Below are 13,615 nucleotides of genomic sequence, written 5' to 3'. Positions count from 1 at the left end.
GCGCCCACTAAAAGGCCGGAAAAATGAAAGTCATCGTCTGCGGTGCGGGTCAGGTCGGATTCGGCATCGCCAAGCAGCTCGCGGCGGAACAGAACGATGTGACTGTGATCGACCAGTCGCCGCAACTCGTGCAGCAGATTTCGGATTCTCTGGATGTCCGCGCAATCGTCGGCCATGGCGCACACCCCGATGTGCTGGCCCGGGCCGGGGCCGCGGATGCCGACATGCTGATCGCGGTCACCTTCCACGATGAAGTGAACATGATTGCCTGCCAGGTGGGGCATTCGGTGTTTCGGGTTCCCACGAAGATCGCGCGTATCCGGTCCCAAAGCTATCTGCAGCCGGGCTTCCAGGATCTTTTCTCGCAGGACAATCTGCCCATCGACGTCATCATCTCGCCGGAGCTCGAGGTGAGCCGCGCCGTGCTGCGCCGCCTCTCTTTGCCGGGGGCGTCCGAAATTCTGAATTTTGCCGAGGGCAAGGTCGCCGTCGTGGGCGTGACGCTCGAGGAAGACTGTCCCATCGTCAATACGCCGCTTCGTCAGTTGACGGAGCTGTTCCCCGATCTTCGTTCCCGCGTGGTCGGCATTTCGCGCGGCGGCAAGCTGTTCGTCCCGCGCAGCGACGACCAGATGATCGTCGACGACGAGGTCTACTTCGCCGCCGACATTCGCGATGTCCGCCGCACCCTCGGTATCTTCGGTCACGAGGAACAGGAAGCCCGCCGCATCATCATTGTCGGCGCCGGCAATATCGGTCTTTCGGTGGCGCTTGATCTGGAGCGCAATCACCCGGGCGTCCGCGTGAAGGTGATCGAGCGCCAGCGCGACCGGGCCGTCTATGCCGCCGACCATTTGAAGCGCACCATCGTGCTGAACGGCGACGGGCTGGACCCGGAGCTTCTGCAGGAAGCCGGCATTGCCGAAACGGAGGCCATCGTCACGCTCACCAATGACGATCAGGCGAATATCCTCACCTGCGTGCTGGCAAAGCGCGAAGGGGTGGGGCGCACCATGAGCCTCATCAACAACCATACCTATACGCCGCTGATGCGCTCGCTCGGCATCGACGCCTTCATGAACCCCCGCGCAACCACCGTGTCCAGCGTGCTTCAGCATGTGCGCCGCGGACGTATCCGCGGGCTTCAGTCCGTGCATAACGGCGCAGCCGAGGTGATCGAGGCGGAGGCGCTGGAAACATCCACGCTGGTGGGCAAGCCGCTGCGCGAAGTGAACCTGCCGGACGGCATTCTGGTCGGCGCCATCGTTCGGAGCGGCGAAGTCATCATTCCCAATGGCGCGACCGAGATCGTGGCCGGAGATCGCGTCGTTCTCTTCGCCCGCTTCGACCAGGTGAAGAAGGTCGAGCAGATGTTCCGCGTCAGTCTTGAATTCTTCTGATCCCCTTATTCCGATCCGGAGCACGCCTTGTCACGCATCGCCTATGTAAATGGCCGCTACGTTCCGCATGAACGGGCGGCGGTGCATATCGAGGATCGCGGCTATCAGTTTGCCGACGGCGTCTATGAGGTGTGCGGCATAAAGGGCGGCCTGCTGATCGACGAAACGCGCCATCTGGACAGGCTCGAACGCTCGCTGGCCGAGCTGCGCATTCCCATGCCCGTGACGCGCGCGGCCCTGCGCGTCATCCTGCGCGAGACGGTTCGCCGCAACAGGGTTCGGGACGGGATCGTCTATCTGCAGGTGACGCGCGGTGTCGCGCCGAGAGACCACGCTTTCTCCAGGACGCTTATCCCTTCGATGGTCGTCACCGCAAAGCGCAGCGATCCCGCAAAGCTTGCCAAGGGCCGGACGGGGGTTGCCGTCGTGACGCGCCCCGACCAGAGATGGGCGCGCAGGGACATCAAATCCGTCGCGCTCCTGCCGAATATCCTGGCCAAGCAGTCCGCCCGCGATGCCGGCGCTTACGAAGCGCTGCTGGTCGATGACAAGGGCTTCGTCACCGAAGGGTCCTCGACCAATGTCTGGATCGTCGACAGGGAAGGCCGCCTCATCACGCATCCCCTCGGCCATGACATCCTGAACGGCGTGACCCGGCAGGTTCTGGTCGAGGCGGCGAAGGCCGAGGGCATCGAGCTGGTCGAGCGCCCCTTCACCGTGGAAGAGGCCGCAAACGCCGCCGAGATTTTTCTCAGCGCGTCCTCCGTGCCGGTGATTCCCGTCATCCGTCTGGACGGAAAACCGGTAGGAGAGGGCAAACCCGGCCCGGTCGGGGCCCGGTTGCGGGCCGCCTATTGGCGTCTGGCCGAGCTGAATTGACCGAAAACAGGTGGAAAGCGGCCGATTTCGTTCACAATTCCGTTAAATCATGTGCCGAAATGCTATTTCGCACTTGCAGCATTTTAGGAAACGTCCAGACTATACAACCGGGGTCGAGTAAGGGCGGGCCGTTCCGGGCCGCCCCTTTATATAAGGCCGGTGCCAGTGCAGCGTCGGCCGGATGAATGGAAAAGTGGGGTTTACCCATGAGCGAAAAAACTCATAACTTGCAGGACACTTTCCTCAATCACGTTCGCAAGAACAAAACGAACCTGACCATCTTTCTGGTCAATGGCGTGAAGCTTCAGGGGGTAGTGACCTGGTTCGACAACTTTTGTGTGTTGTTGCGTCGGGACGGACATTCGCAGCTCGTGTATAAGCATGCGATATCGACCATTATGCCGGCCCAACCCGTCCAGCTTTTCGAAGGCGACAAGGACGGCGAAGAGGCCTGAGAGCGCTAGTTGAGCGACTACAAACAGTCTGATGAGACCGATCGCGATGGCGACGGGAAAGCGGGCAGGCGCGCCTTCCAGGTGACGCGGAGCGAGCCTACGCGCGCCTATGTCCTCGTGCCCTGGCTGAAATCCGCCGAGCATGATGCGCGCCGCAAGGGCGTGCGCATTCGGTCTGCCGAGACGCAGCTCGACGAGGCCGTCGGCCTCGCCCTTGCCATCGATCTGAACATCGTGGGCCGCTCCATCGTCCCGTTGCAGAATGTGCGGCCGTCCACGCTGGTGGGCGAGGGCAAGCTCGAGGAACTGAAGGGCGAGATCGCGGCCCTCGACGTCGAACTGGTGGTAGTGGACAGCGCGCTCTCGCCGGTCCAGCAGCGCAATCTCGAGCGCGCCTGGAAAGTAAAGGTCGTGGACCGCACCGGCCTCATCCTCGAAATCTTCGGCGAACGGGCGAATACGCGCGAAGGCGCGTTGCAGGTCGAACTGGCTCATCTGAACTATCAGAAGAGCCGTCTCGTCCGCAGCTGGACCCATCTGGAACGTCAGCGCGGCGGCCTCGGGTTCGTGGGCGGTCCCGGCGAAACCCAGATCGAGGCCGACCGCCGCATGCTTCAGGAGCGCATCACCAAGCTGGAACGCCAGTTGGAAACGGTGAAGCGCACCCGCGAACTGCATCGCAAGACGCGCCGCGACGCGCCTTATCCCGTGGTCGCCCTGGTCGGCTACACCAATGCGGGCAAGTCCACGCTCTTCAACCGGGTAACGGAAGCCGGCGTCTTTGCCGAGAACCTGCTCTTCGCCACGCTCGACCCGACCATGCGGTCGATTGAGTTGCCCTCGGGACGCAAGGTGATCCTGTCCGACACGGTGGGGTTCATTTCCGACCTGCCGACGCATCTCGTCGCGGCCTTCCGCGCCACGCTGGAAGAAGTGCTGGAAGCCCAGCTCATCATCCATGTCCGCGATGCCTCGCATGAGGAAACCGAGATCCAGAAGGCCGATGTGGAAAAGGTTCTGGCCTCGCTCGGCGTCACACCGGAAACCATGAGCGCAAACGATCAGCACGTTCTCGAAGTGCTGAACAAGCTCGACCGTCTGCCCGCGGAACAGGCCGACGCGCTGCGCAATATGGCTGAGCGCGAGGAAAACACCGTCGCGATGTCGGCGCTGACGGGCGAGGGCGTTGAGACGCTCCTTCAGCGCATAGACGATCTTGTCACGGACGATGCGCATTATATCGCGGTGGAACTGCTCGCAGACGAAGGCGAGGCGCTGGCGTGGTTCTATCGCAACAGCGATGTGCGCGAGCGCGAGGACAGGGAGGACGGCTCGGTTCGGCTGATGGTCGGTATGGCGCCTGCCTCCATGGGACGCTTCGAAAAACATTTCCCCGACATCGCGCGCCGCGCGGGCGAATTGCTGGGCGAGGCGGCGGAGTAGACATGAGCCATTTGTTCGAGGATGTGGCGGCTCTGATCCGCGAGGCGTCGGAGCGCGAAATCATGCCGCGCTTTCGGTCGTTGGCCGATCACGAGATTCACGAAAAAGCCAAGAACGACCTGGTGACCATCGCCGACCGCAATGCCGAGACATGGTTGACGCCGCGCCTTGAAAAACTGCTCCCCGGCTCGCGCGTTCTGGGCGAAGAGGCCGTGGCCGAAGACAGTTCCCTTCTCGAGATCGTCAAATCCGACATTCCCTTCTGGACCGTCGATCCGGTGGACGGCACCGGCAATTTCGTGGCCGGCAAGGAAACCTTCGGCGTCATGATCGGGCTGGTGGAGAAGGGCGTCACCACCCATGCCTGGGTCTACCTTCCCGTGCCGGACGAAATGTTCATGGCCGAGCATGGCGGCGGAACGGTGCTCGTCTCCAGCGGCGCTCGGCAGTCCGTCCACGTGCCGCCGACGCCGAAAGAATTGTCCGGCGCCATGGGCGCGCTCAACGATCACTACATGCCGGAACCGTGGAAGAGCCGTATTGGCGCACTGGCCCCGCATATTGGCGAACGCGTCTCCGTCGTTTGTTCTGCATGGGAATATACGAACATTTTGCGTGGTATCGAGCATTTTGCGGTCTATCACCGCATGATGCCCTGGGACCACGCGCCGACCACGTTATTGCTTCGCGAGGCGGGCGGCGTCATGCGCCGCATCGATACGGGCGTGGATTACGATGCCCGGAGCGGGAGCGGTCCGCATCTCGCCGCGGCGAATGAAGACCTCTGGGGCAAGATAGCGACCATGGTTCTTTCTCACTAGAACCACGCTTCATTCATGCCCCGATCACGCTTCAATCAAGGCTTTCTTTCTTCAGCCTTCGCCTCGTCCCAGAGCGCGTCCATCTCTTCCAGATTTGAGTCCTCGGGCTTCCGCCCCTGCGCCGCGAGCTTCTCCTCGATCCGTCCGAAACGCCGCCGGAATTTGGCATTCGCCCGCCTCAGCGCCTTCTCCGGATCGACCTTCAAATGCCGCGCAAGATTGGCGTAAACGAAGAGGAGGTCGCCCATCTCGTCTTCCAGCCGGTCCGCATCGCCGCCCTTGGCGACTTCGGTCGACAGCTCCAGCATTTCCTCGTTGAGCTTGTCGATCACCAGCGACGTATCCGGCCAGTCGAAGCCCACCCGCGCCGCGCGATTCTGCAGCTTTACCGCGCGTGTTAGCCCGGGAAGCGACAGCGGCACATCGTCGAGAATGCTCTCTGTTTTCTTCGGTTTAGCAGCCTTTTCCTGCGCCTTGATCTCTTCCCAGCGGCCCTTCACGGCGCCCGCTTCGCGCTGCTCCTCGTCGCCGAAGACATGCGGATGACGGCGGATCATCTTCTCGCAAATGGCCTGAACCACATCGCCGAACGCGAACGCATCCTGCTCTTCGGCCATGCGCGCATGGAACGCGACCTGAAAAAGCAGATCGCCCAACTCGTCGCGTAACTCCGCCATGTCGCCTTGCTCGATCGCATCGGCGACTTCATACGCCTCTTCGATCGTGTAGGGCGCAATCGTCGAAAAGTCCTGCTCAAGGTCCCACGGGCAGCCGCCATCCGGATCCCGCAACCTCGCCATGATGGCAAGAAGGGCGTCGATGCGGGAAAGATCGGGTGTGTCGGCTGCCAAGTGAAACTCCTAGTCGACGGGCTGATCCGAAATTGTACCCGCCGTACCGTAGCCCGTCACGGCCGCGGCAGCGTCGGTGACCTCATGTTCTTCATGTTCGCCCCGCTTGGCGTTGATGCGCTCGCGCAGTTCTTCCTGCGCCTTGCGGTCGAGTGGGAAGCGCCACATCACGACGGCCGCCGCCAGCATGAAGAGCGCAGGCAGGGTCACGTAGAGGAGCAGGAGCCGGTGCAGCGTTTCCGGGGTATTCGTGCCGTTCGGGTCGAAGCCGATCAGGTCGAGGATCGGATAGGTGATACCCACGGCCAGCGCCGCGCCGACCTTCGCAGTCATGGTCAGGAGCGAATAATAAAGTCCGGTGCGCTGCTGGCCCGTCTCCAGATAGTCGTAATCGGTCACATCGGCCATCACCGCGCGCAGCAGGAAAGAGCCTGCACCATAGGCGATGCCGTAAAGCGAATTGCCGAGGAAGAGCCACCAGAACTCGGCCTTGGGAAAGAAGATTACGAGCGGCAGGCTGATCGCGCCATAGACCATGGCAATGGCGAGCGTCTTGTGCTTGCCGGTCATGTGGCTCATGCGAATCCAGAGCGGAATGCCGATGAATCCGGCCACGAAATAGACCAGAAGCAGCATGCTGGCAGATTTCGGGAGCTGCATCACATCGCCGGCGAAATAAAGGTAGAGGGCACCCGTAATGCCCGGTGCGACGCCGACAAGCAGGTCCGCTACCAGCACACGCTGCAAGAGCCTGTTCTTCAGGATGATGCCCCATGCCTTCTGCCAGGCGATTTGCTGGTGCGGGGCGGACTTCCATTCCGGTACCCGCCAAACGGCGATGCCAATGGTGACGGGCAGCAGGATCAGGATGAACCAGCCCATCGCTTCGACGGATTCGCGTCGTCCCGCGCCATCCGTCGTCCGCTCGATGATGGCAGGCAGGGCGAGCACGGTGAACATGCCGAAGATCAGCAGGAACTCGCGCATGCCCTGGATCGTCGAGCGCTCGTCATAATCCTGAGATAGCTCTGCACCCCAGGACATGTGGGAGATCGTGATCAGGGTCCAGCCGATATACATCACGATCATCCAGCCCGCGAGATAGACCCAGGTCACATTTTCGGGCGGCATGAAGATCGCGAATGTCGGGATCATGAGAAGCGGGATCGAAGCCACGATCCAGTGCCGCCGCCGTCCCCAGCGGCTCGGAAAACGGTCCGACACCATGCCCAGTATGGGGTCCGTGAACACGTCCCAGAAACGCGCGAACATGAAGACCGTGCCCACAACGGTCAGGCTGAGCCCGAGTTCCGCATAGAACGGCGGCAGATACACCACGATAGGCAGTCCGAGAGCCGAAATTGGAATGGAAGGAAGGCCGAAAGCGAATATCTGCCCGCGCGTTATCCGGTTCTTGGACATGCATTTCCCCACTGAACTACTTTCCGGCGCGGCCCTTTTGGGCTCGTTCTTCACCGGTCCGGACCGCCTCTATGGGCAGCCGAAATTAATGACGATTTGTCAGGCCGTAAGGAAACCGATTATGGGTGGAATGTCCATCTCAATTGGCCGCGACGTCAGCTGCGAGATACCTTGCCGACCGGCATTCGATGGGCCGGTCAGCCGAAATTCATATCCGCGACGAAGGGGTTGCTTTGGCGCTCCGCTCCGATCGTGGAAAGCGGCCCGTGGCCGGGCACGAAGGTGACGTCATCGCCCAGCGGCCAGAGCCTTTCGCGAATGGACGAGATGAGCTGCTCGTGGTTTCCGCGCGGCAAATCGGTCCGCCCGATCGAGCCCTGGAAAATCACATCGCCGACAATGGCGAGTTTCGCGTCCTCGCTGAAAAAGATCACATGGCCCGGCGTGTGCCCGGGGCAATGATGGACCTCGAAGGTCAGGCCGGCGACTTCCACATGATCGCCTTCCTCCAGCCAGCGGTCGGGCAGGTAGGAACCTGTCTTCGCGCCGAAGCCGAACCGCTCCGCCTGCTCGGGCAGCCCTTCGATCAGGAAGAGGTCGTCCTTGTGCGGCCCCTCGATTTTCACTCCGAGCCGTTTGGCAAGATCGCCCGCCGCCGCTGCATGGTCGAGATGGCCATGCGTCAGCAGGATCTTGTCGATGGTGACGCCCATCTCCTCGGCCGCTTCCAGAATGCGGTCGATATCGCCGCCGGGATCGCTGACGGCGCCGTGCATCGTCTCGTCGTTCCAGATCAGCGTGCAATTCTGCTGGAAGGGCGTCACGGGGATGATGGCGGCTTTGAGGGACATATGGGCTACTCTTTTGCGGGAGTTCAATTGCGCAAAAGGTAGGGAAGGCGACCGGCCTTGTCCAATCGTCCGGACGCGAGGGGCCTTATTGCGTCAGCGCCATTTTCACGGTGAACGCCCCGCGAATATCGCCGACCTCGAAGCCCGTCGCCCGGTCGTCGGGATAATCCGCCGCCAGGGCCTCGCGCACCGGCTCGGAAATCGCTTTGCCATGGCAAAGCGTGCAGACTTCCTGCGTCGGGATCGCCTTCATGTAGCGCAACACCTGAACGCCGGTCGCCTTGTCTTTCGTGACCGTCCAGCTTTCCATCCGCGTGGCGTCTTCACCGGAATCGTTACGCGCGACGAAGTCTTCCAGCACCTTGCGTTCCCACTCGTCCGGCGCATTGCCGGGATTGCGTACTTTCAGGCTGGTGCGGGCAATGGAAACTCCCTGCCGGTCGGAAACGTCCTCGGCCACGGCAGGCGCGGCGATCTTGCAGACGCCGACGGCGCCCTGCGGCCCGGATGCCTTGATGGCGGCCACGAGATGACCTTTCAGCTCCGCGCCGAATTCCTGTGTCGCGGCCCGTGCATTGGCAAGGTCCGCCTCGCTTGGTTCGACGGACCCGTCGCATCCGGCCAAAAGCGCGGCGCAAAGAAGGGAGGAGGCAAGTCGCACAGGCAGGTCCATCGGCTTCTCCTGAGGTAGGGATTACATCCCGGGAATGTATAATTTACCGCTTCTCCCGCAATGGACCTTCTTGTCGCGGCAGTGCCGCAATGTCGCATGCGATTGACAGTTTGCCACATTGCCCGATTCAGACGCCGTAAATAGCCTTAATAAAAATAAGGAAATGGTCCCTGCGGGGGCGGGAAAAGACGGAGTGACAGGCCATGTTTGTCAATCTGAGCGCAGTCGAGGCAGCGGAAACCAGGAAGTTTCCCTATCCGCATTTCATGGTGCCGGATTTTCTCAGCGAAGATCGGCTCGCCGCCGCCATCCGGGACTTTCCCGAGCTGGACATGTCGGGGCTCTTTCTGCCTGACGCGCTCGCCTATGGACCGCTTTTCGGCAAGCTCCTGCGCGACCTCGAGGGCGATGAGCTGCGGGAGATCGTCGGCGAGAAACTCGGGGTCGATCTCTCCGGTCGGCCGACGCTGGTCACCGTGCGCGGACATTGCGCGCCGCATGACGGTCAGATCCATGCCGACAGCCATTTCAAGCTCGCCACGCTGCTTCTCTATCTGAACGAGCCCTGGGCGGAGCAGGGCGGTCGCCTGCGCGTTCTGCGGTCCGGCACCGATATCGAGGACTATGCCGATGAGGTGCCGCCCTCCGGCGGTACGCTGTTCGGCTTCCGCGTTCAGGAAAACTCCTGGCACGGCCACAAGCCCTTCGCCGGCCAGCGCCGCTACGTGATGGTCAATTACTGCCGTGACATCGAATGCCGCGACCGTGAGGCCGCGCGCCACCGCCTGTCCGGGCGCATGAAGAAGTTCAAGCGTCTCTTCAGCGCATGATGGTCAGTGCATAAAAGGAGTGAGCGGGATGGGTATCGAAATCAGAATCCGTCAGGATGAACTTCTATCGAACTTCCTCTCAGACAGCCTTGAACGGGCGAGGGAGGAGGGCGCGCCCTTCCGGCACTGGCTGCTGGACGATGTGCTGCCGCCCGCGACCGCCCATGCGGTGGCGGACCTGCCGTTCGAGGCGCCGCAAATCGGCGACACGCTCGGCAAGCGCGAAACGCATAATGCGGCCCGGCAGTTCTTTTCGCCCGACGTGCGCCGCCAGCATCTCGTCTGCGAGGAAATCGCCGAGGCCTTTCAGCATCCCGCGACCGTGCACATGCTGGAGCGCAAGACGGGTGCAAACCTTGGCGGGTCTTATCTGCGCATCGAATATTGCCAGGACACGGAAGGTTTCTGGCTGGAACCGCATACCGATATCGGCGCCAAACGCTTTACCATGCTGATCTACCTGTCCGACACGCCGGACGCGGAAGGCTGGGGCACCGATCTTTACGACGGCGAGGGAAAACATCTGGGCAGCGCACCGGGCGGCTTCGACAAGGGGCTCATCTTCGTGCCCGGCACCGACACCTGGCACGGCGTTCATCCCCGGCGGTTCTCAGGCGTCCGCAAGTCGCTCATCATCAATTATGTGATCCCCGAATGGCGTTCCCGCCACGAGTTGGCATTCCCGGACCAGCCGGTGATGACCGAGGTGAAGCCGGAGAGTTAAGGCTGGATGGCCGGATCAGGTTCGGCCCGACCCGGCAAATCAGCAAATTTGCTCGTGGAATTTTGTCCCGGCGCTTGATCCGAAGCGCGCTGCGGCGGAAAACTGGCACTTATTGTATAGGTAGCCGGCGGACAGGATTGTGGGGCAGTTTCTTCTTGAATACGGGCCATGGATCAACCTTGTGGGCCTTGTCACGGACCTTGCAGGCGTCATCCTGCTGGGCTTCGAGCTCTGGATCGCATTCGAGGCGGACTGGCGCCTCGGCAAGGCCGAACACCTCCATGGACGTTTGAGCGACGGGCGCGATGTGCGCCTGCAGGCATGGCGCGTCATGGCGCAGCGTGCCCGGACGCCCGCCGAACGCCTGCTGGCCGTGGAGCGGGGGCTTGAACTGGGCCTAGCGCGCTATGGCGACCAGCTTCTTGTGAAACGGCTCTATGAGCAGCTGAAAGATACGCCGCTGGCCGGCCGCATCGATGCGCGGTTGAAAGACGCACGCGCGGGGCTCCTGAAACGCTTCGGTATCGAGGATCCGGGCACCGTCGATCCGGAAAACGAGTTCGATCTGTTGCTCGCCGGTCTGGAAGCCGAAATCGAGGACGCCCGCCGACCGCCAATCTCGCACTGGATCCGCCGAGGCTGGGCCGTGCGCGTCGGCATCTTCCTCGTGGTTGTGGGCGCAATCCTGCAGCTCCTGGGCTCGCTGCCACATCAGATGCTGACGGGAGGGTAGCTATTCCGCGCGTCCAAAACCGCCCCCAGATCGATATATCCGTTTAGCCGATAATATATATTATGGAAATTATTAGACAGCGGGCAGTCTGGGGCAACCCCCTGAAAACCGCGCAAAACTCGACAATCTCCCCATTCTCACCTCGGCTTGGGCAATTTCTGGGCGATTTGTTGATTGCCTCTGATGTGCCTCATTTCGCCCATACCTCAGGTCCTGCGAGCGCAAGACAGCGGATGGCTGACCATCCGCAGAATTGAACAAGCATGGAGGAACGAGCCATGACGAAACTGAAAACGATCCTGATTGCCGGTACCGCCGCGGTGGCGCTCGGAACGGCCCCCGCAATGGCCGGAGTTCTCGACGGCGGCGCCGGTGGCGGCGCAAGCGGTCATGTGAGCGCCGATGTCGGTGCCGGCACCAGCGGTCTCAAGGCCGGCGTGGAAACCGGCGCCGATACGCAGATGAAGACGCCGGGCGTCAATGGTTCCGCTTCAGGCGATGCCGGCGCGCACGGTAACGTCGAGACGCCGGACGCTTCCGCGGCGGCGGATACGGCTGTGGATGCCGCTGCCGGTGCGACCGGCAAGGTGAAGAATTCGGCTGAAGCCGGTGCTGAAATGGGCGCCGATGCGGCCGGTTCCGCGCTCCAGATGTCTTCGAACCTCGAAGCGCAGCTCAAGGAACGCGGCTACACAGCCATCAAGCGGACCGACGATAAGGCCGAAGCCGATGGCAAGGCCGAATTCTCGGCGAAGAACCAGGACGGCGAAAACGTGAACCTCGTGGTCAACGCGCGGACCGGCGCGGTGGTCGACGAGAAGCCGGCGTCCTGAAACTGGCTCTATAGCTGGTTCAACATTGTCGGCTAAATAGCTGTTTTGCGGGCGATTCCACTCGGAATCGCCCGTTTTTACATCGAAATGTCGAATTCGACCCGCATGCCGTCATAAGCGGGCTCTACGCCCTCGGGCAGCTCTGCCTTTAGCGTTCGGTAGTCCAGATCCACATGCAGATTGGTCAGGACGCCATGCGCCACGCCCGCGCGTTTGAGCCATTCCAGCGCCAGATCCACATGGGCGTGCGTCGGATGCGGCGTATAGCGCAGCGCATCGACGATCCAGCTCTCGATCCCGTCCAGAAGCCGGAAGCTCTCATCCGGCACATCCACGCAATCCGCGCAATATGCCAGCGGACCGACCCGAAACCCCAGCGCTCGGATGCTGCCGTGATCCACATCGAACGGCATGATATCCATCGGACCGCCCGCGCCTTCGACCCGGATGGCGGCGCCTGGCCCTTCGATCCGATGCTCGTTCAGGATCGGCGGATAACCGGATCCCTCCGGCTGAATGAAACAATAGCCGAACCGCGTCGTGAGCGATTTCGAGGTCGGTTCGTCCATCCATACATCCACGCGCCGCCGCCGGTTGATCGCCAGCATGCGCAGATCGTCGATTCCGTGGCACTGATCGGCATGATCATGCGTGTAGAGAACGCCATCCACCCAATCGACTTGCGCGTCGAGAAGCTGCTCGCGCATATCGGGCGACGTGTCGATGAGGATGCTTGTCTTGTGATGCGGTTCGGCCGGATCGAATTGCTCGATCAGCAGCGAACAGCGCCGCCGCCGGTTTTTCGGCTCTGCCGGGTCGCAGGCGCCCCAGTGATTGCCGATACGCGGCACGCCGCCCGACGAGCCGCTGCCCAGAACCGTTGCTACGAGCTTCATGCGCCATATACCGCTTCGCGCGGTACGCGACTGAAAAGCTTGAGAAAATTCTCTGTGGTGGCCTCGGCGAGCTCCGCCGCGCTCACGCCCTTGACCTCTGCGAGCTTCGCCGCCGTATGCACGACGAAGGACGGCTCGTTTCGCTTGCCGCGCTTGGGCACGGGCGCCAGATAAGGCGCATCGGTTTCCACCAGCAGCCGGTCCAGCGGCAAGGCTTCCGCCGTCTCGCGCAATTCCTCGGCCTTCTTGAAGGTCAGAATGCCGGAAAGTGAGATATAGAACCCGAAATCAACAGCCTTTTCAGCAAGTTGTCGGCTGGAGCTGAAGCAATGCAGGAGGCCGGGGAAAGCGCCCTTCTCCATCTCTTCGGCCAGAATTCGCGCCGTGTCTTCATCCGCATCGCGCGTGTGGACGATGAGCGGCAGTCCGGTCTCGCGCGACGCGGCGATATGTGCACGAAACGCCGTTTCCTGCGCCTCGCGCGGGCTGTGCTCGTAAAAGAAGTCGAGCCCGGTTTCGCCGATGCCCACGACCTTGGGGTGCTGCGCCAGCTCGATCAGCCGCGCCGCCGAGGTTTCCGGCTCATCCTCGGCTTCATGCGGATGGATACCCACCGTGCAATAGACATGGGGAAACCGCTCCGCGACCGCCCTCACCCGCTCGAATTCGCTGATTTTGGTCGAGATCGTCACCATCAGCCCCACGCCCGCCTCATGGGCGCGGTTCACGACCTCATCGACTTCCTCGGCGAAATCCGGGAAGTCCAGATGGCAATGGCTGTCGACCAGAACCGGGGCGTTCATC

At 61.9% G+C, this 13,615-nt stretch carries 15 protein-coding genes; 9 read left to right on the top strand and 6 right to left on the bottom strand.

The features are described from left to right. The first annotated feature begins 23 nt into the window (after positions 1–23). From trkA to ACSSVQ_RS02350, 5 genes are all read left to right on the top strand, one after another. Entirely contained in the window at positions 24–1,400 is a 1,377-nt protein-coding gene (trkA, locus tag ACSSVQ_RS02370; protein ID WP_454180683.1) for a Trk system potassium transporter TrkA, read from the top strand. A 27-nt stretch (positions 1,401–1,427) separates the two neighbouring features. Further along, positions 1,428–2,279, top strand: coding sequence for a D-amino-acid transaminase (locus tag ACSSVQ_RS02365; RefSeq protein WP_454180682.1), 852 nt, complete (start codon positions 1,428–1,430; stop codon positions 2,277–2,279). A 206-nt stretch (positions 2,280–2,485) separates the two neighbouring features. Next, complete coding sequence (gene hfq / locus ACSSVQ_RS02360) at positions 2,486–2,734, top strand: RNA chaperone Hfq (RefSeq protein WP_167095237.1); 249 nt, start codon at positions 2,486–2,488, stop codon at positions 2,732–2,734. Between the two features lie 9 nt (positions 2,735–2,743). Next, positions 2,744–4,177 carry a GTPase HflX gene (gene hflX / locus ACSSVQ_RS02355; RefSeq protein WP_454180681.1) on the top strand — a complete coding sequence of 478 codons (1,434 nt, stop codon included), beginning with the start codon at positions 2,744–2,746 and terminating at the stop codon, positions 4,175–4,177. Between the two features lie 2 nt (positions 4,178–4,179). After that, a complete protein-coding gene (locus ACSSVQ_RS02350; protein ID WP_454180680.1) occupies positions 4,180–4,998 on the top strand; it encodes an inositol monophosphatase family protein in 819 nt (272 codons plus the stop codon). 35 nt (positions 4,999–5,033) lie between these two features. Here ACSSVQ_RS02350 and mazG read toward each other — a convergent pair whose 3' ends face one another. The 4 genes from mazG to ACSSVQ_RS02330 all read right to left on the bottom strand — a co-directional run bounded on the left by mazG (position 5,034) and on the right by ACSSVQ_RS02330 (position 8,795). Beyond that, positions 5,034–5,849, bottom strand: a complete 816-nt coding sequence (gene mazG, locus ACSSVQ_RS02345) for a nucleoside triphosphate pyrophosphohydrolase (RefSeq protein WP_454180679.1) — start codon at positions 5,847–5,849, stop codon at positions 5,034–5,036. A 9-nt stretch (positions 5,850–5,858) separates the two neighbouring features. Continuing rightward, on the bottom strand, positions 5,859–7,271 hold the full coding sequence (locus ACSSVQ_RS02340) for an MFS transporter (RefSeq protein WP_293329189.1): 1,413 nt from the start codon (positions 7,269–7,271) through the stop codon (positions 5,859–5,861). Positions 7,272–7,468: 197 nt separating this feature from the next. Further along, positions 7,469–8,122, bottom strand: coding sequence for an MBL fold metallo-hydrolase (locus tag ACSSVQ_RS02335; RefSeq protein WP_454180678.1), 654 nt, complete (start codon positions 8,120–8,122; stop codon positions 7,469–7,471). A gap of 85 nt (positions 8,123–8,207) precedes the next feature. Continuing rightward, positions 8,208–8,795 (bottom strand): Tll0287-like domain-containing protein, encoded by a 588-nt coding sequence (locus ACSSVQ_RS02330; RefSeq protein WP_454180677.1) that lies wholly within the window; start codon positions 8,793–8,795, stop codon positions 8,208–8,210. Between the two features lie 203 nt (positions 8,796–8,998). Between ACSSVQ_RS02330 and ACSSVQ_RS02325 the strand changes: the two genes are divergently transcribed. The 4 genes from ACSSVQ_RS02325 to ACSSVQ_RS02310 all read left to right on the top strand — a co-directional run bounded on the left by ACSSVQ_RS02325 (position 8,999) and on the right by ACSSVQ_RS02310 (position 11,915). Further along, entirely contained in the window at positions 8,999–9,625 is a 627-nt protein-coding gene (locus ACSSVQ_RS02325) for a 2OG-Fe(II) oxygenase (RefSeq protein WP_293329192.1), read from the top strand. Between the two features lie 28 nt (positions 9,626–9,653). Next, positions 9,654–10,349 carry a 2OG-Fe(II) oxygenase gene (locus ACSSVQ_RS02320; protein WP_454180676.1) on the top strand — a complete coding sequence of 232 codons (696 nt, stop codon included), beginning with the start codon at positions 9,654–9,656 and terminating at the stop codon, positions 10,347–10,349. 139 nt (positions 10,350–10,488) lie between these two features. Then, a complete protein-coding gene (locus tag ACSSVQ_RS02315) occupies positions 10,489–11,082 on the top strand; it encodes a hypothetical protein (protein WP_454180675.1) in 594 nt (197 codons plus the stop codon). A gap of 278 nt (positions 11,083–11,360) precedes the next feature. Continuing rightward, a complete protein-coding gene (locus tag ACSSVQ_RS02310) occupies positions 11,361–11,915 on the top strand; it encodes a PepSY domain-containing protein (RefSeq protein ID WP_454180674.1) in 555 nt (184 codons plus the stop codon). Positions 11,916–11,992: 77 nt separating this feature from the next. Here the strand turns inward: ACSSVQ_RS02310 and ACSSVQ_RS02305 are convergent, their stop codons facing one another. Both ACSSVQ_RS02305 and ACSSVQ_RS02300 read right to left on the bottom strand, forming a co-directional pair. After that, on the bottom strand, positions 11,993–12,811 hold the full coding sequence (locus ACSSVQ_RS02305; protein WP_454180673.1) for an MBL fold metallo-hydrolase: 819 nt from the start codon (positions 12,809–12,811) through the stop codon (positions 11,993–11,995). Next, positions 12,808–13,614: a TatD family hydrolase gene (locus ACSSVQ_RS02300; RefSeq protein WP_454180672.1), complete on the bottom strand. Its 807-nt coding sequence runs from the start codon at positions 13,612–13,614 to the stop codon at positions 12,808–12,810. Before ACSSVQ_RS02300 ends, ACSSVQ_RS02305 begins: the two co-directional genes overlap by 4 nt. Position 13,615: the final 1 nt, after the last annotated feature.

The sequence above is a fragment of the Parvibaculum sp. MBR-TMA-1.3b-4.2 genome (assembly GCF_053628815.1).
Note: the sequence above shows the minus strand (reverse complement) of the source record. Positions and strands in the feature narration are given on the sequence as shown.

Coding starts and splice junctions, on each gene's coding strand:
- trkA (WP_454180683.1), top strand. CDS start 24: ATGAAAGTCATCGTCTGCGGTGCGGGTCAGGTCGGATTCGGCATCGCC.
- hfq (WP_167095237.1), top strand. CDS start 2,486: ATGAGCGAAAAAACTCATAACTTGCAGGACACTTTCCTCAATCACGTT.
- ACSSVQ_RS02350 (WP_454180680.1), top strand. CDS start 4,180: ATGAGCCATTTGTTCGAGGATGTGGCGGCTCTGATCCGCGAGGCGTCG.
- ACSSVQ_RS02340 (WP_293329189.1), bottom strand. CDS start 7,271: ATGTCCAAGAACCGGATAACGCGCGGGCAGATATTCGCTTTCGGCCTT.
- ACSSVQ_RS02335 (WP_454180678.1), bottom strand. CDS start 8,122: ATGTCCCTCAAAGCCGCCATCATCCCCGTGACGCCCTTCCAGCAGAAT.
- ACSSVQ_RS02330 (WP_454180677.1), bottom strand. CDS start 8,795: ATGGACCTGCCTGTGCGACTTGCCTCCTCCCTTCTTTGCGCCGCGCTT.
- ACSSVQ_RS02325 (WP_293329192.1), top strand. CDS start 8,999: ATGTTTGTCAATCTGAGCGCAGTCGAGGCAGCGGAAACCAGGAAGTTT.
- ACSSVQ_RS02320 (WP_454180676.1), top strand. CDS start 9,654: ATGGGTATCGAAATCAGAATCCGTCAGGATGAACTTCTATCGAACTTC.
- ACSSVQ_RS02310 (WP_454180674.1), top strand. CDS start 11,361: ATGACGAAACTGAAAACGATCCTGATTGCCGGTACCGCCGCGGTGGCG.
- ACSSVQ_RS02305 (WP_454180673.1), bottom strand. CDS start 12,811: ATGAAGCTCGTAGCAACGGTTCTGGGCAGCGGCTCGTCGGGCGGCGTG.
- ACSSVQ_RS02300 (WP_454180672.1), bottom strand. CDS start 13,614: ATGAACGCCCCGGTTCTGGTCGACAGCCATTGCCATCTGGACTTCCCG.